This window comes from Mucilaginibacter sp. P4_D1 (assembly GCF_056401935.1).
This window is the reverse complement of sequence record NZ_JBFUIJ010000025.1, coordinates 1-18,947: the sequence shown is the minus strand read 5'-3', so window position 1 is coordinate 18,947 and position 18,947 is coordinate 1. Positions and strand designations below refer to the sequence as shown.

Here is an 18,947-nt window from a genome sequence, read left to right as displayed (position 1 = left end):
CAAAAATCTCAGCTATCTACCCATTTTTTAAACTCCGGCACCCTTGCTTTGCTGATGAGGATCTTCTCCGGTGGTTCCGGTTTCATTTTTAACGATAGGCGTCCGTTAAAATAAAAATCAACCTCAGTTAGCGCCTTGCGGTTGATGATGAACTGCCGGTTGGCACGAAAGAACATATCGGGCTCCAGCTGTTGCTCCAATTGCTCCATTGTGAATTCGATGTTGTATTGTTGCCCGTCTGTGGTTTGGGCGTATACTATTTCATGGGCGGTATAAAACCAGGCTATTTTAGCGGTTTCCACCGGGATAAGCTTATTCCGAAAATGAACAAGGAAGGATTTTTTATACGGTTTTGCCAATATTTTTACCTGTTGCAGCAGTTGCTCAAAGGGCTGGTTTGCATCGCTTTGGGGCCCTTGTACTACCAGGCGTTTAAACTTGTTTAACGATAGCTCAATTTCGGCCTCATCAAAAGGTTTAAGAATATAATCAATGCCATTATTTTTAAAGGCCTGTATGGCGTAGTCGTTATAAGCCGTTACAAATATCACGGGTTTCAGGATCTCGGCTTGCTTAAAAATATCAAAGGATACGCCATCGGCCAGGCGGATATCCATAAATACAAGGTCGTAACTATCGGGATTGGCATTAAACCATTCCACCGCGTCTTTTACATCGGGCAGGCAGGTTGTGATATTTATACTGTCATCAACGTTTTGCAGCACATGTGCAAGGTTACGGGCGGTAACCGGTTCGTCTTCAACTATAACAACACGTAGTTTATTCATGTTTCAAAGGGAGCTTAACTGTAAAATAGCTGGTAGTTTTTTCAATGTCTATTTCCCGTTGCATCAATATTTTGTAGCGCTGGTTAAGGTTGGCCAGGCCCGTGCCGGTACCATCTGCATCTGCCGGGTTAAGGTTGTTGCTTACCGATAATTCATCACCACACATTTTAATAGTTACCTGCAATGGCGTTTTAATGGTAGCTGCGTTGTGCTTTGCCGCATTCTCCAACAAAGGCTGTAACGATAAATGTGGCAGTTTATATTGCAGGAAAGCATCGCCCACGTCAATTGTTAACTCAAAGGCATTTTCAAATCGCATTTTTATCAATTGGGCAAATGACTTTACCATCGTTAATTCCTCGTCCAGGGTAACCAGGCTGCTTACAGGCTTAATTAACGCATACCTGAAAACCGACGACAGGTGTTTGATATATTGCTGCGCAAGGGCCGGGTTTTCGCGCACTACGCCGGATAAGCTGCTCAGCGAGTTGAATAAAAAGTGCGGGTTAAGCTGCTCTTTTAATAACTCCAGTTCGGCTGTTGTGTAGGCATTTTTAAGTTGTTCGTTTTCAATGGCCTGTTGTTTGTTTTGGCGCAGCAGCAGTGCTATTTTTATAATAATACCAATTAATAATACTGCTAAAGCATACCGGGTTAAATATCCCAGCCAAAAAGCCCCCCTTATTTGGTTGGGGTTAAAGCTAAATACCCGCTTTTGTACGCCGCCTATCAGCACCATGCCAACAAATCCGATTAAAAAATTTAGCGACAGATAGCGCAGGTATTTGTTGTTATCTCGATACCTGGCCAAGCGACCACGACCTAAATTGAGCGAAAACAGGAGGTAGCAGAAACCCAGCTGCGCCAATAACTGGTAGGCAAATTCTGCAGCGTTAAAGCGCCAGTAATGGGCCACAATGCCATTTTCGCGCAGGGCAAGCAACCTCCCGCTATTAAGCATTACGGCTATCAGCAGCGAACAGTAAAACCATAACTGTTTCCCGGTTTTGTCCATCAGGTAAATCTAATTAAAGATAGGTACAGCTTATAGAAAATTACGGTGAAGCTGAAAATTTGGAGGGCGAGGTCTCACTCAAACAGCCTTGCTTAAACAGCCTCACCTAAATCCTCTCCAAAGGAGAGGACTTTAAAATGCAAGGCTAAATAGTATAGGCTTGGCAGCCATGCAAATCAAGAACCCTCTCCTTTGGAGAGGGCAGGGTGAGGCCTATCTTTTTACAAAAGTCCCCTTAACTTATCGTAGCTTTTTAACATCTTTACGGTACACATATTTCAAGTACAAATGCAGCATTGGTTAGTAAAGTCCGAACCCGTAAAATATAGCTGGGAAAAATTTAATAAAGATGGCCGTACCTTTTGGGATGGCGTACGCAACTACCAGGCACGCAATAATTTAAGATTGATGCAGGAGGGCGACCTTGTGTTGTTTTACCACAGTAACGATGGCAAGGAAGTAGTGGGCATAGCCAAAGTAGTTAAAGAAGCCTACCAGGACCCAACAACCGAAGACCCTAACTGGGTGGTAGTCGATCTATCGCCGGTAGAAACATTGAAGAAGCCGGTAACCTTAGAGACGATAAAAGCCGATGAACAACTAAAGGACGTTGGGCTGGTACGGCAGGGCCGCCTTTCGGTAATGGCATTAAAACGCGAGGAGTTTGACCGTATTTTAGAATTGGGCAGTTAATGGCCAGACCATTTGCAATCAGTCGCTGTATACAAACGGTGTTTCTTACAGCGGTGTTATTTTGCCCCAAAATAACTAAGGCGCAATCGCCATTTGCCGGGTTGGAGAATTTGTTTGCGACACCCGAAAATTACGTAGTAAGGCATATAACAAACGCCCCGGTAATTGATGGCGATATTAATGATGCCGTTTGGCAGCAAGCAAAATGGACAAACGATTTTGTTGATATTGAAGGCGACCTAAAGCCCAAACCGCCTTACAAAACCAAGGTAAAAATGCTTTGGGATAACAGCTATTTATATATAGCCGCCCATATAGAAGAACCACAGGTATGGGCCACTTTAAAAAATCACGATGATATTGTATACCACGATAACGATTTTGAATTATTTATCGACCCATCTACAACAACCCATTCCTATTACGAAATTGAAGTAAACGCACTGAACACCATTTTCGATTTGTTTTTAAATAAGCCTTACCGCAACAGGGGAGAGGGGCTGATCGGTTGGGATGCTAATGGCCTGCGTTCAGCAGTTAAGGTGCAGGGTACACTCAACAATACGTCGGATACAGACGCTGGCTGGACGGTAGAAATGGCTATTCCTTTTAGTGCCATAACCATGGGATTTAAATCGCAAGTTCCTGAAAATGGCACCATTTACCGCATAAATTTTTCGCGGGTGGAGTATGATACCAAAATTGCAGAAGGCCGAAATATAAAAATGAAAGATTCTGCCGGGCGCGATCTCCCGGAACATAACTGGTCCTGGTCGCCGCAGGGCGAGATTGCGATGCACAGTCCCGAGCATTGGGGATATCTTTTGTTCAGCACACATGAGGCAGATGATGTGGCGTTTAACTTGTCCTATGCCGAGCAACAAAAGAAATACCTTTGGCTGGTTTATTATCGTGAAAAACAGTGGTACAGACAACATCATGCATATACCTCGTCGCTTGGCAAATTGGATATCAACAGTAAGTATGATATTGCCGGCATCAGCAATAAATTAAAGCTGCAAAGCACCCAAAGCCAGTTTGAGGCTTTTATTACCAACGCAAAAACAAACATCACCTATACCATAAACCATGAAGGTTTTATAGAGCAATTAAACCCGATACACCATGAATAAGCGCGAATTTTTAAAAGCCGGTTTGTTGGCCGGTGTTGCTGCCCAATTGCCGTTGCTAAGCACCGCTGCCCCGGTAAATACCGCGGCCATGAAAAAAAAGGTAAGGAAAAACTGGATATGGATAAATCCTAACCTGAAGGATACAGATGAGGATTTAAAAACCAATTATACAGCTTATAAAGCCAAAGGGATAACCGGTATTTTTTTTGAGAGCGACAGCGAGCGGCATTTTCGCGCGGCTAAAGCTGCCGGAATTGAGGCCCACCGTTGGATATGGACTTTTAACCGCGCCGAACTGCTCACCGAGCATCCGGAGTGGTACAGCAAAAGCCGCAACGGCGATTCATGTGCCGATAAACCACCCTATGTAACCTATTACCGCTGGCTTTGTCCATCGCGCCCCGAAGTACAGGATTACCTGACTACAACTGTTGATAAGATACTGGCTTTGGATTATGTAGATGGTATCCACCTGGATTATGTGCGCTACTGCGATGTTGTGCTGCCGGTAAACCTTTGGGACCATTACAAAATTGAACAAACCAGGGAATTGCCCGAATATGATTTTTGCTATTGCGAGGTTTGCCAGGGAAAGTTTAAAGAACAATACGGGCAGGATGTAAAAGCAATACAATACCCGGATGCCAGCCTTTCGTGGCGGTTGTTCAGGTATGGTAATATTATCAGGGTGGTCAACAAAATTTCTGAGGTGGCTAAACAACATAAAAAAGCCATAACCGCGGCTGTGTTCCCAACCCCCGAAGTTGCACGCCGAAACGTGAGACAGGACTGGACAAATTTTCACCTGGATGGTGTTTGTCCCATGATTTATCACGGCTTTTATAAAGAGGGTGTAAGCTGGATAGGTGATGCCGTGGCCGAAGGTGTACACTTTTTGGATGGAAAATTCCCGCTGTACGCAGGCTTGTATATATCCGATTTTAAAAATGACGACGAAGTACGAACCGGGATACAATATGCATTAAAGAATGGCGCTGCCGGCATCTCGTTCTTTGGTCATGTCACGCCAACAATTTTGGATATTTTGCACGAGGAAACGGGAAAGCCCTAACTAATCGTCATTGCGAGGTACGAAGCAATCCCCGACTATGCAAGGCCGACTTACAAGTTTGGCGATTGTCCTAAAGAGATTGCGTCGTGCAATGACGGTTCTTTTAATACCGTAAAAACATTAACCATATGAACTACAGAAAATTTAAAAATACTCCCATAGCCGAAGTTGGCCTGGGCACCTGGCAACTGGGCAGTGCAGATTGGGGCAATGTAAATGACGATGATGCATTCGCCATATTAAAGGCATACACCGATGCCGGGGGTAATTTTATTGATACCGCCGATGTTTATGGCATGGGGGTAAGTGAATCCGTTATTGGGAGGTTTTTAAAAACGACAGATAAGGAAGTATTTGTAGCCACCAAATTGGGTCGCCGCGGCGATGCGCCAAACGGGTGGCCGCAAAACTTTACCTACGATATAATGAAACGGAATGTGGAAGACTCGCTGAAGCATTTGGATGTGCCGCAACTATTTTTAGAGCAATTGCATTGCATACCCACCGAAGAAATGAAATCGGGTAAAGTGTTTGATCATTTACGTACCCTGCAGCAGCAAGGTCTTATTAAACACTTTGGTGCCAGTGTAGAAACATCCCAGGAAGCGCTTATCTGCCTGGAGCAGGAAGGCCTGGCATCGTTACAGATCATATTTAACCTATTCAGGCAGCACGTGGCCGACGAGGTTTTTGCTAAAGCAAAGGAAAAAGACGTTGCCATTATTGTAAGGGTTCCCTTAGCCAGTGGACTATTATCCGGTAAATTTAACGAGCAAACCAAATTTGCCGCAAATGACCACCGTAATTATAACGCCAACGGCGAGGCCTTTAATACCGGCGAAACATTCTCGGGTATCGAGTTTAACGAAGGATTGAAGCTATCTCAACAAATAAAACAAATATTACCCGACGACAATATGCCGCAAAGGGCTATCCGCTGGATATTGGATCACCCTGAAGTTACAACGGTTATCCCCGGCGCGTCAAAAGTATCGCAGGTTGATAATAACGTTGAGGCATCTGCTTTGGATCCGCTGCCAGCCAATACTCATCGGCAATTAAGGAGTTTGTATGATGCTGAAATTATTGGAAAAATAAGGGGACATTATTGAGCCCCTCTGAAATCTCCCGGGTTGAGAGCGTTAAATATCGAACACTAAACATCCAATATCAAATAATGAAGGCAAAACTTCGGTGTCGGACATCCAAATTTCATTATTCGATATTACTATCCCTGCGTTTTACTTTACCTAACCGAATAGCATTTTAGATAGACTACTACCCCCTCAGCTTATCCAGCAAGTCGCTTAACTGCGCGGCTTCGTCTGGCGTAAGGTTATCTTCAAGAATTTTGCGCGTTTTAAACTCTTCATCCATTTTGGCAAGGGTTTGAAGGCCAAGGTCGCTTATGCGGATGTCAACAGCCCGGCGGTCTTTATTGTTGGTGCAACGCGAAACCAATTCTTTTTGGATAAGGCGATCAACAATACGGCTGGCGTCAGACATTTTATCAATCATCCTTTCTTTCAATAAATTAATAGTGGCGGGCTTAGGGTACTGCCCCCTTAGTATCCGCAGGATATTAAATTGCTGCTGGGTAAGGTTATACTTATCAAAATGGCAACGGAAAGCATTGTTTAACCAGCCAGAAGTGTAGGCAATGTTGATGACTACCTTGTGGTAATTGTCCTCGAATTTGTTGCTTTGTATCTCGTCGTCTATCCGCATAATAGTTTATAATAACCAAAGTACAAATATGTTTATTTATTTTTAAATTGAGGTAAACTAATCGGGTATTGCCTTTTGCCCCGGCTCGTCCTCAGGGTTAACGTCGTTGCTATTTGTTTGGGTTTTACCATAATCCCATGGGCAGTGCAGGCATTTATTTTTGCAGCAATAACCGCGCGTTAAATGATACTGCTTCGTGAAAACAAAGTTGCCGTCCTGGTTAATGTAATAATCTGTCCCTTCCTGCAACATCAGTTGAGTATTTTTACAAATATCTCATCTTTAAAATAATTCTTCAAATGCCGGCCATCGCCGTGCAGTGTCCATACCTGTTTGGGCTGGGTACGGGTAATGGTTTCCAGGATATCCTTCCAATCCACATGGTCGGATATAAAAAGGGTATCCTGGGTATTTACCTGCAGGTTTTTCCATCCCGATGCAAATAATCGCTTTACGCCTGTGGCCCTTATGTAGCTATCAAACGTAAACGGCGGTACAATGTATACAAATTCATCCTGTACTTTCATTAGCTTGCGGCCATAAACCTGGTATTTGCCAGGGCGGTAACCCATGTTTTCGTAAATAGCATTAATGGGCATGATTTTATGATGCACCAAAATTTTTTTGCGCGGGGCGTGCTCGGTTATCAGGTTAATAAGCCGCTGGCTTTTGCCCAGGCCGTAAGCGCCCAATAAAATATTGATTTTGATATCGTTAATCTTTTTAATCTCCTCAACCGGATCGGGATGTATAACGGCAGGGTCGGCAAAGGTACTTTCAGTTATAAGAACATCGGTTTTAACCCATTCTATGGGTTCGCAGGTGGCATCTGGTTGTAGTTTATAGTCGCCTGTATACAGGTAACGGGTACCCTCGTGCTCCATCAATATTTGTGCCGAACCGAGCATATGACCTGCTGGTATAAAAGTAATTTGCACCTTGCCTATAGTAAAAGGCTGGTTAAAGGGTACAATATGAAAAACTTTGGCGGCAGTGCGCTCATACCTTAATTGCATTACGGTTGCCGTGGCGCGGGTACAATACACATCAGTATTGCCGCTGATGGCATGATCGGCGTGAGCGTGTGTGATAACGGCGTTTTTAGCAGGTAGTTTAGGGTCGAGGTAAAAATCGCCATACTTGCAGTAAAGGCCTTTGTCATCTATAAGTACAAAATCGTCGAGTATCATTTTCAGGAGCTACAAGCTTAAGGCGTACAGCTAAAAGCTAATGTTTAATTCATTATAAGTTATGTGCAATTGCCAAATATTTCTGGTGCAGGGCAAGCACCTGCGGAATTACCAGTTGGCTGTCATCGTTTATGATAACGTCATCTGCCAGTTTTTTCTTTTCCTCCTCGGGCATCTGGCGGCTTTCGCGTTTTTTAACTTCATCAATGCTAATGCCGTCGCGTTGCATTACGCGGGCTATGCGTTTATCCAATGGGGCGGTTACAATGATGGAACGATCGCAGGTTTTGTATGAGCCGCTTTCGAACAATATAGCCGCCTCGCGAATAATGTAAGGGGCATCCTTTGCTTTTGCCTCAAGTGCTTCAAAAGCCCTGAAAACGGCCGGATGTACCAATGAGTTAAGTTTCTCTAACTCCGCCGGATTATTAAAAACAATAGCGGCAATATATTTGCGGTTTAATGAGCCATCTGCAAAATAAGATTCGGCACCAAAGGTTTGCTTAATGGCGTCAATCAGTATAACGTCGATAACCATAACTTTTTTGGCTTCGTCATCTGCATAAAAAACCGGTACACCCAATAGCTCAAATACTTTAGCTACAGTGGTTTTACCGCTGCCTATATTGCCTGTTAAACCAATTTTAAGCATGGTGTTTTCACGTTGTTATGGCTCTTAAAACAATCAGGTCGAAATACATTAACCGCGTTTTCAACTGTTGATCTTGCGCTATTTTCAAATATTCTTTTTCCTGATCTTCTGTACTGAAGATTGTTTCGAATCCGTTTTTTGTGTAATAATGTAATGGGATAGGCTCGTTATATGAATCGACAACAATGTATCTGCATCCTGTTTTATTTTCCGGATCTATAAACCAGGATTTAATAAACTGCATCAACTCACGACTTACCGTTGTTCCCTTGTAATTAACATTAACGCCAAGTCGACCTATTAAAACAGCCGGATAATTTCTAAGTGCTTTTTCTCGTGGTACTAATTTCGTTACTTTTTTTCTCCTTGAGCCGGGCAAGTCACTTGCTTTTACACTATCATTGGAGATAGTAAAGGCACATACTATTATTGTGGGATCGCTATCTAAAGTGAAACAATGGGTTTTTCCCAATAGTTCTTCATGGAATTTAAAAGCGTCATCTTTAAAAAACGAATTTAAATCTTTATGCCCGCAATTAAACGGGCTACAGCCTTCTAAAAGAGATGGAGTATATTCTTTAAAAGAACACTTTTCAAAAAGGAAGTTTTCTTCGAAGTTGAGCAATTTATTTCTTCGCTTTACTTAGAATTTTATGCGCGATCAAAACCTCCTTAGAGAAATCGACAGTTGATTTTTTATCTAAGTTAGCATCCGCTTTGTTTATAAAAGCTTTAGCAACATCCCCTTTGAGGACAGGAACCGATTTGATTGCTATTGCCATATTTTTATTGTTTTGTAATATACAAAGATAACACTTTTATAAAAAGATCGGGGTTGAAATTTATCAACCAGTCTGTCAATCTTATTTTTTGATAATAAAATCAATATTTGCGGGGCTTACCTTCACTATTTTACAAAAAGGAGGGAAGCGTGTTAGCTGGACTGGCAGGGTAGAGTAGCCATGATCACGCCACAGGTCAAGATCGGCGGTGGCCTCAAAAAGGTCATCGCTCATATCCTTATAACGGTTTAACGACGTGGTGAATGTCACCTTTACCTTTTGCGGAAACACCTTAACGTTATCGTAATTATGGTTGTTGATGAGCTTAACCGGGATATCCAGCGTTTTCTCGGTAAACTCATCCACAGGGATATTCACCAGTACGCTTTTTGGGTAAACGGTTAAATTACCTTCGGTTACCGGTTGCAAATTTATCCGCGTGGCAATGCTTTCATTTACACTGGTTGCTTTTATCGAATCGGTTTTCCATTCGTCTATCTTTTGCAACCTGTCGGCAGGGCCGCTTACGGTTACATAGGCGGGCTTGATTGATACGTTGCCCGATATGGCAAACTGTTTTTGATAATCAATACCCAATAAGGCCCTTACAGGTACTTTTTTGGTAAGCCGGTTGGTGAAATCAAAATATAGGGTATCGGGGTCAATAGCAGTGATTTGCTGGTTGGCATCTCGTTTGGCATTAATAAGCTTAAGCTGCGAGCTAAGCACTACGTAATTGCGGCTTTCCAGGGGGGTTAAATCAACCGTGATGGGCTTACTATCGGGCTTCATTTTCGAAAAAAGCATTTGCCAGCCAGTACCTTGTATAGTAATTTTTATGGTATCTGCCTGCAGGGGGTGGAAAGCCTTTTTTTGCGGTGAGTTTTTGTATACCAGCGCCTCGTTAATAATAAAGGGCAGCGGGCTCGATAGCGTAGTAAAAATCCAGGCAACAATGGCAAGGCCAAGACAGGTAATAAATACCGATAACCGCCGCCGTTCTGTTGTGGATAGTTTTACTATTGCCATATTATTGAGGTTGTTATTGAGGTTAAAGGGTAAAGGCGAAAGGTTAAAGGTAAATGTTCACAGGTTGAACTGCTAACTACCGATCTCCTCTCGCCTTATTATTTAGATTAAGGACAAGACACCTTTATCCTTTCGCCTTTTACCGTTATCCTTTTACCTTTATCCTTTCACCTACTTAACTACAGCCGGTGTATTCAATGCTTTTGATGCATCTAATGATATAGCCGATTTATCGAAACGGATTTTTCCGTTTTCAACTTCAACTAAAAAAGTAGCGTCGTTAAGGTCGATAATGCGGCCATGTATGCCTGCGGTAGTTACCACTTTGTCGCCTTTTTTAAGTTCATCTACGTATTTCTTTTGGTCTTTTTGTTTTTTAACCTGTGGGCGTATCATAAAAAAGTAAAATACTACAATAATTAATACCATAGGTATTAATGTGCTGTAGCTACCAAAAGCACCGCCTGCAGCGGCCTGTAAAAAAATTGTTGCTATCATTGTTTAAATTAATTGAAATTATTTGGTTAAAACCTCGCCGATTAGATGCACCATAGTTTGGGCCGGTACGGTATTGGCTGTAACTGTAATTTGTTTATCCTGTAAACCGTTTTTGCCCGCGCTGTTAAAGGTGACTTTTATGATGCCGCTTTCGCCCGGTTTAACAGGAGCCTTAGGCCACTCCGGAATAGTACAGCCGCAGGTAGCATGTGCTTCGCTGATGATGAGGGGCGATTTGCCGGTATTGGTGAATTTAAAATCGTAGTTTACTTTATCGCCGGTTTTTATCTTGCCAAAATCATGGCTTTCTTTTTCAAACTTCATTACCGGCGCGTTAGCCGCGTTGGCAGTTGTTGTAGCCGTACTATCGGTTGCAGCCGCAGTACTGCCGGTTTTTGATTGGTTACAGGCCGATAATAGTAAGCCTGCTGCTACTAAGCTTAAAAACAGTTTCTTCATTTTATATAGTCGGTTTTTATTTTAAATCTATTTTAAATCGATTGTTAAATTTTGCAACTTAAAACTCAATACTTATAACTCAAAACTATTCAATCAATCCTCTGCCAATTTTTTTGATCTTGCTTTCGGCCTTAAGGTCTATCAAAATCTTGTCTAAGATACCGTTTATAAATGAATTACTCTTAGGCGTGCTAAACTCCTTTGAAATTTCCAGGTACTCGTTAATAGTAACTTTTACCGGGATCGAGGTAAAGTTTACAAACTCCGTAATGGCCATTTTCATCAGCAGGGTATCCATCATCGCAATGCGGTCGGGCTCCCAGTTGGTGGTTTTGGCGGCTATCAATTCCTGGTAAGGTTTATCAAAACGGATGCTTTTTGCAAAAAGATCAACTACAAATTCACGGTCTTCGGCCCAGTTACCGGTTATCTCGGCAAGCTGATTTTGTTTAAAATCTTCGCTGCTGAAATTTTTGAATGTTTTGGCAATCAAAGCTTGCAAAACATCCCTGTCTACCGGCCAAAAAATGAATTTATCCTCAAAAACCTGCTCGGCCAATGATGATTTTAAAATCACTTTTTTGAAAATAAATTTAATGATGTCCTTATCCGTTTGGATGGTGTCGTCGGTTTTGGCCAGGTATTCGGCATACTCGGGCGATTTTTTTAGGGTTGTAAACAGGGTTTTAGCCAGTTCGGGTTCAAAACCCCAGTCAACCTTGTATTTTTTTGAGGCGATAAGATAATCACGGTTATCATTCAGGGAGAGGATAAACCTGTTGGTGACTATTTTAATATTAGCATTAAGGTCTTCGGCGGTGGGTAAATGCTTGTTGGCGCGCTCCTCTTTATCATTAGCGGCATAGTTTGCCACCTCTGAAATGAGTGATAACATCCAGATATACATTTCAAAAACTTCATCTATACTTCCCAGCATGTTTTTTTCATACTGTTTAATGTCGGTGGTGTCCGATTGGTGGAACGCATATAATGCCTGTAGTACTTTTACCCGTAGGTGCCTTCTGTTTAACATGTGTAAGAACGATTTGGCCGGCCAGCTGGCCAGCGGTTTAAACTATAATTAATATGACGATTTTACTTTTTTAATATCCGTAATTCTTTTCTCTGCTATTTTATTTGCCGCTACAACGGTAGAAATGTTTTCCAGTTTCGATAGCTTTAAAATATTGCGTGTTACCTCGTAAATATTCTCGGTAAGCTGCAAAGTGCGTTTTTTACTGAATCCCATTAATTCCGAATAGCAATTAATAATGCCGCCGGCATTAATAACGTAGTCGGGCGCAAATAGTATATTTTTGTTCAACAACATTTCGCCATGAACAGCCTCATCCAACAACTGGTTATTGGCCGATCCGGCTATGATGCTGCATTTTAACTTGTTTATGGTTTGGGTGTTTACTGTACCACCCAGCGCGCAAGGTGCATAAATATCGGCGTCGATATCAAAAATGCTGTTGTTTGATACAGCTTCGGCACCATATTTTTTGGCAATTTGCCCAACCCGCTCTTCCTGGATATCGCTGATGTATACTTTTACTTTTTCATCGCGCAGCAGGCGTACCAGGTGCTCGCCAACGTGGCCCACACCCTGTACAATTACAGCTTTGCCGGCCAGGGTATCGGTGCCAAACTGTTCTTTAACACAAGCTTTTATCCCCATAAAAACACCTTGTGCCGCCACAGGCGAAGGATCGCCGCTGCCGCCAAGCGTTTCGGGAATACCGGTAACATGCTGGGTTTCCATGCGGATGTATTCCATATCGCGTGGATTGGTGCCTACATCTTCGGAGGTGATGAACTCGCCATTAAGATTTTTAATAAAGCGGCCAAATTTGCGCATCATCGCCTCGGTTTTATCCCGGCGCGAATCGCCAATGATTACCGAATAACCGCCGCCCATATTAAGCCCCGCGATGGCACATTTATAAGTCATGCTTTTGGCCAGGCGTAACACATCATTTAACGCATCGCCTTCGGTTTTATAACTCCACATGCGGGTGCTGCCAAAAGCAGGCCCAAGGGTGGTGTCATGAATAGCGATGATAGCTTTCAGATTGGTATCCGGATCGCTGCAAAACACCACTTTTTTATGCCCGAAAATTTCGAGTTGGCTGAAAATGGATTGTTGTGATTGTTGATCGGGCATTAGTTATACTACGGTAAATGTTTTAAGGCGGCACAAAAGTAGATGTTTTTTTGGTTACAGCAAAGTTTATTAAAGGCTAATGTAGTTAGTTCATAGGCATAAGTTAAATAAAGGCAGGTAGTTTGCTTGAGACGAAATATTATTTTGCCAAAATTAGGCATGTATGTACAGGGGTGAGCTGAATTTCTTAGGCCAATGGCAAGAGAGTCCCTACTGCCGCGCATTACCAGCATGTCGCAAAGCATGTCGCAATTGCACCCCGAAATTGTCTGCAACAACCCATCTTAAAAAGGATATTTAGTTATAGGTTTGTATAACGATGATAATTGCTTTACGTTATCGTTGTGGGCCATTGGGTGATTGGGATGTCTTAAAAACCTGGATTGATATGTTACTTCGAAACAAAAATGCCATTATATACGGCGCGGGCGGTTCGCTGGGCGGCGCGGTTGCAAAAGCACTGGCCGCGGCTGGGGCAAAAGTATTTTTAACAGGCCGCACGCTGCCCCCCTTGCAAATAGTTGCCGGGGAAATTAATGCCCTTAGCGGGCTTGCCGAAGTTGCACAGGTTGATGCATTTGACGCTGACGCCATTAACCAACATCTAGCTGCAGTTTTGCAAATCGCGGGCTCGCTGGATATTTCGTTTAACGCTGTTGGGGTTGATGCTAAACAGGGCGTTCCGCTGGTTGATTTATCAGCAGATGATTTTGTGGAGCCGGTATCGGCCACGCTGCGAACCCGGTTTTTAACCGCGACAGCGGCGGGTAGGGTGATGGCCGAACAGGGTTCGGGCGTTATCCTGTTCCTTACTGCAACGCCCGGTGGTATCGGTTATCCCTATACCGGTGGCTTTGCCGCCGCCTGCTGCGCGGTTGAGAGTTTTAGCAGTAACCTGGCATCCGAAGTCGGTCTATATGGCGTGCGTGTGGTAAATATCCGTTCGGGCGGTTCGCCAGACTCCAGGGTATTTGCGGATGCCATTAAAGATCGCCCCGAAGTAATGGCTACGGTATTGAAACAGATGAAGGCTGATACGATGCTGAAAAAACTACCCCTCATGGCTGATATTGCCAATACCGCCGTGTTCCTGGCGTCAGATTTGGCAGCCAACATAACAGGCGTAACAATTGATGTAACGGGTGGCACTACCGCAGCCCTAAACTACCGGTCGAATCCGGAAATCCGAAAGGTAGCACGTCCTAAATTCGACAAAGACTGATAATCCAAAAGTTCGCCAATTGATTATGTAAAAAGTATTCAAAAAATGAAAGTAGTACGCGTACAATACACCACCCGGCCAGAGTTTGCAGCCATAAACCAGGCCAATATAGCAGGCGTTGTTGCCGAACTGAAGCAGTTAAACCATCCGGGAATCAAATACACCTGCTGGCTGCTGCCTGATGGCAAAACCTTTATGCATTTTGATCAGCTGGAAAACGAAGAAGCTCACCAGGTACTACAATCATTGGCCTCATTCAAGAAATTTGCCGATGAACTTTGGGCAAGTGGGCTTGAGGCAGAGCCGGTATTGGAGTTGTTGAACCTGGTGGCATCAACAGAGACTTATTTTGAGTGATCGATGCTAATTGCCTTCAGTCTCCCGGTAATATCTTTGGGCTACAACGTGCCAGGTATCTTTTGATTTCTTTAAAAAGTAATCATTGGTATACATGCAATGGCCGCAATAAGTTGTTACACATATAAATACTGTTTTGCCATCTTTTGAATATAAGGGTATGGTAAATTTATATTCCATATTAATGTCGTCTTCAAAGCCCGTTGCAGGTGTTGTTTTAGGGAGGTTCAATTGCTTTTGAAATGTATTTGATATAGAGACGGACTTTTGCCCATTATTTTGATTGAATAAATAAGCGCTGTCTGACTTTTTGAAGTATTTATCCTCCGTTAGATGCGAAAAAAATACAAAGCTTGGATATCTGTCATTTGGATTATGATTGCTGACATATATTCTATTTAACGAACCAATGATAATAGTACCAGGGGCGTGTTTTTCGTCGCCTTTTTTTACAGGAAGCCCTCTTTCTGTAATAACAGCATTAACTATTTTATCGGTTTCGGTAAAGCCTGCATACTTATCTACGGGCTTATGCGCATGATTACATGCTGATGAAAACACAAATAAGGTGAATACGACAACAGTTGTAATAGGTTTAGTTAAGTTCATTGGCGAAGCTTATCAAATAATGCAGATGTTTATTTTTATTAATGCGCCGAAAAAACCTGTGTCCAATACTTCCCGCTGGTGGCTACACCCATTTGGGTAAAATCGCCATTCATAATGTTTTGGCAGTGGCCGGGGCTTTTAATCCAGCCAACCATTACATCAGTTTCGTTGGCATAACCTTCGGCAATATTTTCGCCGTAGGTAACGTAAATATAATTTAGGCTCATCAGCCTGTCGCCGGTGTTGGTGCCATCGCTGCCGGTATGGCTAAAGAATTGTTTCTCGTCCATATCATTACTGTGCCTTTGAGCGGCTACCTGTAGGGTATCGTTCCAAACAACGGGATTAACCGGTGGATAATAAACAGTACCACAAGTACAGCCCGTTGACCGGTAATTGTTCACCAAATCCAATAATTTACCTTTCGACGGATTATCGGGTGCCAGCACGGCCTTTCGGCAGGCGGTTCCCTGTATAATCACGCATACAAGGGGGAGTATCAGTTTCTTAACAATATTCAGCATGCCTGGTTTTACCGGTAATAAGCCCCCAATTTAATTTAAAATATGTTAATAACAACGGTTCCGGGAGTTATTGCGTCAGTATCTCCTGGCCCTTTCTCCTTTTAAAATAAACGAAGCGGGTACGACCCAAAACCATTGGCATGAAATTTAGACTATTATTAAATATAACCAATGCCATGAGCAAGAATATACTAATTGTCGACGATGACTCCGAAATGGTTGAACTCATTTGCCTTATACTGATAGAAGAAGGCTACAATGTTTGGACGCTTACCAGCGGCGAAATGATTGAAAAAACGATGGATACCTTTAAACCCGACCTGATCCTGATGGATGTAATGCTGGCCGGCCTGGATGGGCGCGAACTGTGCAAAAGCCTAAAGGAAAGTGCCGAAACCAATCATATCCCGATAATCCTGATCTCTGGCTCACACGAATTGCGTTTGGATGGCTATGATAATGGTGCCCCTGATGATTTTATCCCGAAACCTTTTGATATCGATTCGTTGCTGCAAAAAGTAAGTAATCAATTGGCCGCCTAAGGCGTTTAGTTTTTACCCTACTGGCAAATATACCCGGCCTGATTATTAAATTTGTGGACTAAAAAATGGTCAGCAAAATTGGTTTTGGCGGAAGTTGCCACTGGTGCACCGAAGCTATTTTTTTATCGTTGAAAGGAGTGGCAGCTGTTCAGCAAGGATGGATAGCTTCTGATGGCCAAAATTCCACTTTTAGCGAAGCCGTTATTGTTGAATTTGACGCGAAAGCGATATCATTGCATACGCTTATTGCCGTGCATTTATATACCCACAGCTGTACAGTAAGCCATAGCATGCGGGATAAATACCGGTCGGCTATTTATACTTTTAATGACAGGCGGGCAACGGCTGCTCAAAACGCCATTGACGCCCTGCAGCCGGAGTTTGAAAATGTTATCATCACCAAAGTTATACCATTCAAACTATTCCGGCTCAATAGCGATAATTACCTGAATTACTACTACAGTAACCCCGAGAAGCCTTTTTGCCAAAATATAGTGAACCCTAAATTGAGGGTATTACTGGCACGTTTTGCGAATGTGGTAGATGCCGGCAAACTAATTCACCTTTAAAGCCAATCTGACAACTAAGTATATTCAGATTTCAGTCTTGATACCTGATACTCGCCACTTGATACTCCTCCCCAAAATTGGCACATTTGTTAAAATTGAATTGTCATGAGTTTTAGTCTCGAATCGCCGCGCCTTATCATCCGGCCTTTTATTGCTGCCGACGAAGCACCTTACATTAACATACATATGGATCCGGTGGTGAACGTGTATTTACCCGTGCGCACGGCCGAACAATATAGCGAGCTGTTACAGCAAAGCATGGCACAGCCCAGTGCCGCCCTTAACCGCTGGGCCATCGTTGAGCGGGAGACCGGTAATTTTATGGGTAGCTGCCTGCTGCGCGAATTTAACGCAGGCGATAATACCGTGATTGAACTGGGCTACAGCCTGGCTACGCAGTATTGGGGCAAAGGCTATGCTACCGAAATGGCAAAACTGGTTGTTGATTATGCTTTTACTATCCCCCAAACCCAAAAAGTAGTGGCCGTTACCGACCAGGAAAATAAAGGTTCGCAAATGGTGCTGCTCAAAAGCGGCTTTAGCGACCAGGGGCTGGTTGACAGGTATGAAGGATTGATCCTGTCGTACTTCGAATATCCGAAGAGGTAGCTTTTTGCCGAAAGTCTTAAGTGCCAAGTCAAAGAGGGGAAATTTAAACTTTTGACTTAAGGCTTAGTACTATCGACTTAACTCAACTGTTCCAGCGGTAACTCGGTTACCGTTGTAGCCCGGCCATAAAATCCTTTAAGCAACTTTGTTACCTGTCTTTTCAGCTGCACGCCCTGTTTTTTCAGCGACACTACTGCAGGTTCGCCCTGTGTGGCTTCCGCGGCAAAAAGTTCGATAGTAACGTTGTTATCGTGCCAGTTGCCAACCGCGTTTTGCACCTGTTCCAGGTAATCCTCATTAAACGGCCTGTCAAGATTAGGTTTTACAAGGTTATAGTTATAGATCAGCATTTTAATTTGTTTACGGCAGGTGTGCAAATCTTCAGCGAAACCATGCGTTAGCAAACCGACGGCAATGTTTTCCAGCTGTTGCTGGTAATATAAACCGATGTGCAGGTTTTTTAATTTGGGGATACGCTTTTTTACCCTACGCCGTACTTTGCGCAAAGTAGCCAGGTAATGTGGTCCTTGTGCTTTAAACTGTTCCGTCAAAGTATTCATCAACTGTTCCTGGGCATGTATAAAATCCATCTGCATGGTTTGTTGGCTATTGCCTAACTGAATATTAATGTAAGCGTTGCGCAACTCACCGGCCTGTTTAAAAATTTGGCGTACGGGTTTAATTAATTTGGTTGTGGTGTGGCCCTGTTTAATACTTTCGGTCAACGTAAAAAACGCCCTTAGTTTTTTTACACCAGTGCGAAAATGATGCAGGTTTTCCTGGTTGCCGGTTTTTATAAAGTCTTTTAAATGATGAGTCATGGAGCGCCATTCCCGCTCCATATATTTCTTTTCGTCCTTTTTCTTCATGTGGTAAAACCAGTTTAAAACAATGTCCAATAACAGGATAACCTTATTTGACGCAGGGATGTTTCAACCACCCGGATTTGATTGCAATATGAAAAGCTTTTTTTCAAACCTTTTAAGCCCCAAACTGTCTTTTAAATACAACTACTATTAAAATGAAAGCTTTTGAAATACGCGTTGGACAGGGTCAGCGGCCAGGGCTGACGCATAAGAAACGTTAAAAACGGGAGGTGTTGCCAACAAAATGTTGATAAAGAGGTGATAAGTTTAAGGGTTGCGGTTGTCAAAAAGGCTTTCAAGTTTTTTTCTTTGTAAAAAAGAATATGCCCACATCCCTTCACGATCATTTCAGATGGATACCCGATCCACGCACGGGCAATAATAAGAAGCATAATTTACTGGAAGTAATCATTTTATCGGTCTTGGCAGTGTTATGTGGTGCT

The 18,947-nt window shown here is 43.0% G+C and carries 26 protein-coding genes; 10 read left to right on the top strand and 16 right to left on the bottom strand.

Annotated features, from left to right (window positions below; genetic code table 11):
* Positions 1-8: 8 nt before the first annotated feature.
* Complete coding sequence (locus AC1DV1_RS19500) at positions 9-788, bottom strand: LytR/AlgR family response regulator transcription factor (protein WP_477362273.1); 780 nt, start codon at positions 786-788, stop codon at positions 9-11.
* Positions 781-1,803, bottom strand: coding sequence for a sensor histidine kinase (locus AC1DV1_RS19495; RefSeq protein ID WP_477362271.1), 1,023 nt, complete (start codon positions 1,801-1,803; stop codon positions 781-783). Before AC1DV1_RS19495 ends, AC1DV1_RS19500 begins: the two co-directional genes overlap by 8 nt.
* Before the next feature lie 288 nt (positions 1,804-2,091).
* On the opposite strand from AC1DV1_RS19495, the gene AC1DV1_RS19490 reads away from it, so the two are divergent.
* The 4 genes from AC1DV1_RS19490 to AC1DV1_RS19475 all read left to right on the top strand — a co-directional run bounded on the left by AC1DV1_RS19490 (position 2,092) and on the right by AC1DV1_RS19475 (position 5,813).
* Complete coding sequence (locus AC1DV1_RS19490) at positions 2,092-2,496, top strand: EVE domain-containing protein (protein ID WP_090644444.1); 405 nt, start codon at positions 2,092-2,094, stop codon at positions 2,494-2,496.
* Complete coding sequence (locus AC1DV1_RS19485; protein ID WP_477362269.1) at positions 2,496-3,629, top strand: carbohydrate-binding family 9-like protein; 1,134 nt, start codon at positions 2,496-2,498, stop codon at positions 3,627-3,629. Before AC1DV1_RS19490 ends, AC1DV1_RS19485 begins: the two co-directional genes overlap by 1 nt.
* Positions 3,622-4,701 (top strand): family 10 glycosylhydrolase, encoded by a 1,080-nt coding sequence (locus AC1DV1_RS19480; protein WP_477362267.1) that lies wholly within the window; start codon positions 3,622-3,624, stop codon positions 4,699-4,701. The genes AC1DV1_RS19485 and AC1DV1_RS19480 overlap by 8 nt, the downstream gene beginning before the upstream one ends.
* 128 nt (positions 4,702-4,829) lie before the next feature.
* Complete coding sequence (locus AC1DV1_RS19475) at positions 4,830-5,813, top strand: aldo/keto reductase (RefSeq protein ID WP_477362265.1); 984 nt, start codon at positions 4,830-4,832, stop codon at positions 5,811-5,813.
* 166 nt (positions 5,814-5,979) lie between these two features.
* Here the strand turns inward: AC1DV1_RS19475 and AC1DV1_RS19470 are convergent, their stop codons facing one another.
* From AC1DV1_RS19470 to AC1DV1_RS19420, 11 genes are all read right to left on the bottom strand, one after another.
* Positions 5,980-6,429 carry a MarR family winged helix-turn-helix transcriptional regulator gene (locus AC1DV1_RS19470; RefSeq protein ID WP_147057762.1) on the bottom strand — a complete coding sequence of 150 codons (450 nt, stop codon included), beginning with the start codon at positions 6,427-6,429 and terminating at the stop codon, positions 5,980-5,982.
* A 57-nt stretch (positions 6,430-6,486) separates the two neighbouring features.
* A complete protein-coding gene (locus tag AC1DV1_RS19465; RefSeq protein WP_477362263.1) occupies positions 6,487-6,681 on the bottom strand; it encodes a DUF5522 domain-containing protein in 195 nt (64 codons plus the stop codon).
* Entirely contained in the window at positions 6,681-7,619 is a 939-nt protein-coding gene (locus AC1DV1_RS19460; protein ID WP_477362261.1) for an MBL fold metallo-hydrolase, read from the bottom strand. The genes AC1DV1_RS19465 and AC1DV1_RS19460 overlap by 1 nt, the downstream gene beginning before the upstream one ends.
* Before the next feature lie 52 nt (positions 7,620-7,671).
* Positions 7,672-8,271 carry a dephospho-CoA kinase gene (coaE, locus tag AC1DV1_RS19455; RefSeq protein ID WP_477362259.1) on the bottom strand — a complete coding sequence of 200 codons (600 nt, stop codon included), beginning with the start codon at positions 8,269-8,271 and terminating at the stop codon, positions 7,672-7,674.
* Between the two features lie 7 nt (positions 8,272-8,278).
* Positions 8,279-8,896 (bottom strand): hypothetical protein, encoded by a 618-nt coding sequence (locus AC1DV1_RS19450; RefSeq protein WP_477362257.1) that lies wholly within the window; start codon positions 8,894-8,896, stop codon positions 8,279-8,281.
* Position 8,897: 1 nt separating this feature from the next.
* Entirely contained in the window at positions 8,898-9,053 is a 156-nt protein-coding gene (locus tag AC1DV1_RS19445) for a hypothetical protein (protein WP_177183755.1), read from the bottom strand.
* An 81-nt stretch (positions 9,054-9,134) separates the two neighbouring features.
* A complete protein-coding gene (locus AC1DV1_RS19440; RefSeq protein ID WP_477362255.1) occupies positions 9,135-10,082 on the bottom strand; it encodes a CdaR family protein in 948 nt (315 codons plus the stop codon).
* Positions 10,083-10,253: 171 nt separating this feature from the next.
* Complete coding sequence (gene yajC / locus AC1DV1_RS19435; protein WP_477362253.1) at positions 10,254-10,580, bottom strand: preprotein translocase subunit YajC; 327 nt, start codon at positions 10,578-10,580, stop codon at positions 10,254-10,256.
* 18 nt (positions 10,581-10,598) lie between these two features.
* Positions 10,599-11,039 (bottom strand): DUF1573 domain-containing protein, encoded by a 441-nt coding sequence (locus tag AC1DV1_RS19430; RefSeq protein WP_477362251.1) that lies wholly within the window; start codon positions 11,037-11,039, stop codon positions 10,599-10,601.
* 85 nt (positions 11,040-11,124) lie between these two features.
* The gene (locus AC1DV1_RS19425; RefSeq protein WP_477362249.1) at positions 11,125-12,072 is read right to left on the bottom strand and encodes a transcription antitermination protein NusB; all 948 of its coding nucleotides are present in this window, start codon (positions 12,070-12,072) and stop codon (positions 11,125-11,127) included.
* Positions 12,073-12,120: 48 nt separating this feature from the next.
* On the bottom strand, positions 12,121-13,206 hold the full coding sequence (locus AC1DV1_RS19420) for a Glu/Leu/Phe/Val family dehydrogenase (RefSeq protein ID WP_477362247.1): 1,086 nt from the start codon (positions 13,204-13,206) through the stop codon (positions 12,121-12,123).
* 388 nt (positions 13,207-13,594) lie between these two features.
* Here AC1DV1_RS19420 and AC1DV1_RS19415 point away from each other — a divergent pair, with 388 nt between their 5' ends.
* Complete coding sequence (locus AC1DV1_RS19415) at positions 13,595-14,428, top strand: SDR family NAD(P)-dependent oxidoreductase (RefSeq protein WP_477362245.1); 834 nt, start codon at positions 13,595-13,597, stop codon at positions 14,426-14,428.
* Positions 14,429-14,473: 45 nt separating this feature from the next.
* A complete protein-coding gene (locus AC1DV1_RS19410) occupies positions 14,474-14,785 on the top strand; it encodes a hypothetical protein (RefSeq protein ID WP_477362243.1) in 312 nt (103 codons plus the stop codon).
* A 6-nt stretch (positions 14,786-14,791) separates the two neighbouring features.
* Here AC1DV1_RS19410 and AC1DV1_RS19405 read toward each other — a convergent pair whose 3' ends face one another.
* Positions 14,792-15,394, bottom strand: coding sequence for a hypothetical protein (locus AC1DV1_RS19405; protein ID WP_477362241.1), 603 nt, complete (start codon positions 15,392-15,394; stop codon positions 14,792-14,794).
* A 38-nt stretch (positions 15,395-15,432) separates the two neighbouring features.
* The gene (locus AC1DV1_RS19400) at positions 15,433-15,918 is read right to left on the bottom strand and encodes a CAP domain-containing protein (RefSeq protein WP_477362239.1); all 486 of its coding nucleotides are present in this window, start codon (positions 15,916-15,918) and stop codon (positions 15,433-15,435) included.
* A gap of 140 nt (positions 15,919-16,058) precedes the next feature.
* Between AC1DV1_RS19400 and AC1DV1_RS19395 the strand changes: the two genes are divergently transcribed.
* From AC1DV1_RS19395 to AC1DV1_RS19385, 3 genes are all read left to right on the top strand, one after another.
* Positions 16,059-16,460, top strand: a complete 402-nt coding sequence (locus tag AC1DV1_RS19395) for a response regulator (RefSeq protein ID WP_477362237.1) — start codon at positions 16,059-16,061, stop codon at positions 16,458-16,460.
* Positions 16,461-16,525: 65 nt separating this feature from the next.
* The gene (locus tag AC1DV1_RS19390; RefSeq protein ID WP_477362235.1) at positions 16,526-17,029 is read left to right on the top strand and encodes a peptide-methionine (S)-S-oxide reductase; all 504 of its coding nucleotides are present in this window, start codon (positions 16,526-16,528) and stop codon (positions 17,027-17,029) included.
* A gap of 105 nt (positions 17,030-17,134) precedes the next feature.
* Positions 17,135-17,638 (top strand): GNAT family N-acetyltransferase, encoded by a 504-nt coding sequence (locus AC1DV1_RS19385; RefSeq protein WP_477362233.1) that lies wholly within the window; start codon positions 17,135-17,137, stop codon positions 17,636-17,638.
* Between the two features lie 77 nt (positions 17,639-17,715).
* Here AC1DV1_RS19385 and AC1DV1_RS19380 read toward each other — a convergent pair whose 3' ends face one another.
* Complete coding sequence (locus AC1DV1_RS19380; protein WP_477362231.1) at positions 17,716-18,507, bottom strand: CHAD domain-containing protein; 792 nt, start codon at positions 18,505-18,507, stop codon at positions 17,716-17,718.
* Between the two features lie 320 nt (positions 18,508-18,827).
* On the opposite strand from AC1DV1_RS19380, the gene AC1DV1_RS19375 reads away from it, so the two are divergent.
* Positions 18,828-18,947: transposase family protein (locus AC1DV1_RS19375; RefSeq protein ID WP_477355482.1), on the top strand; the 120-nt coding region annotated here is incomplete at its 3' end.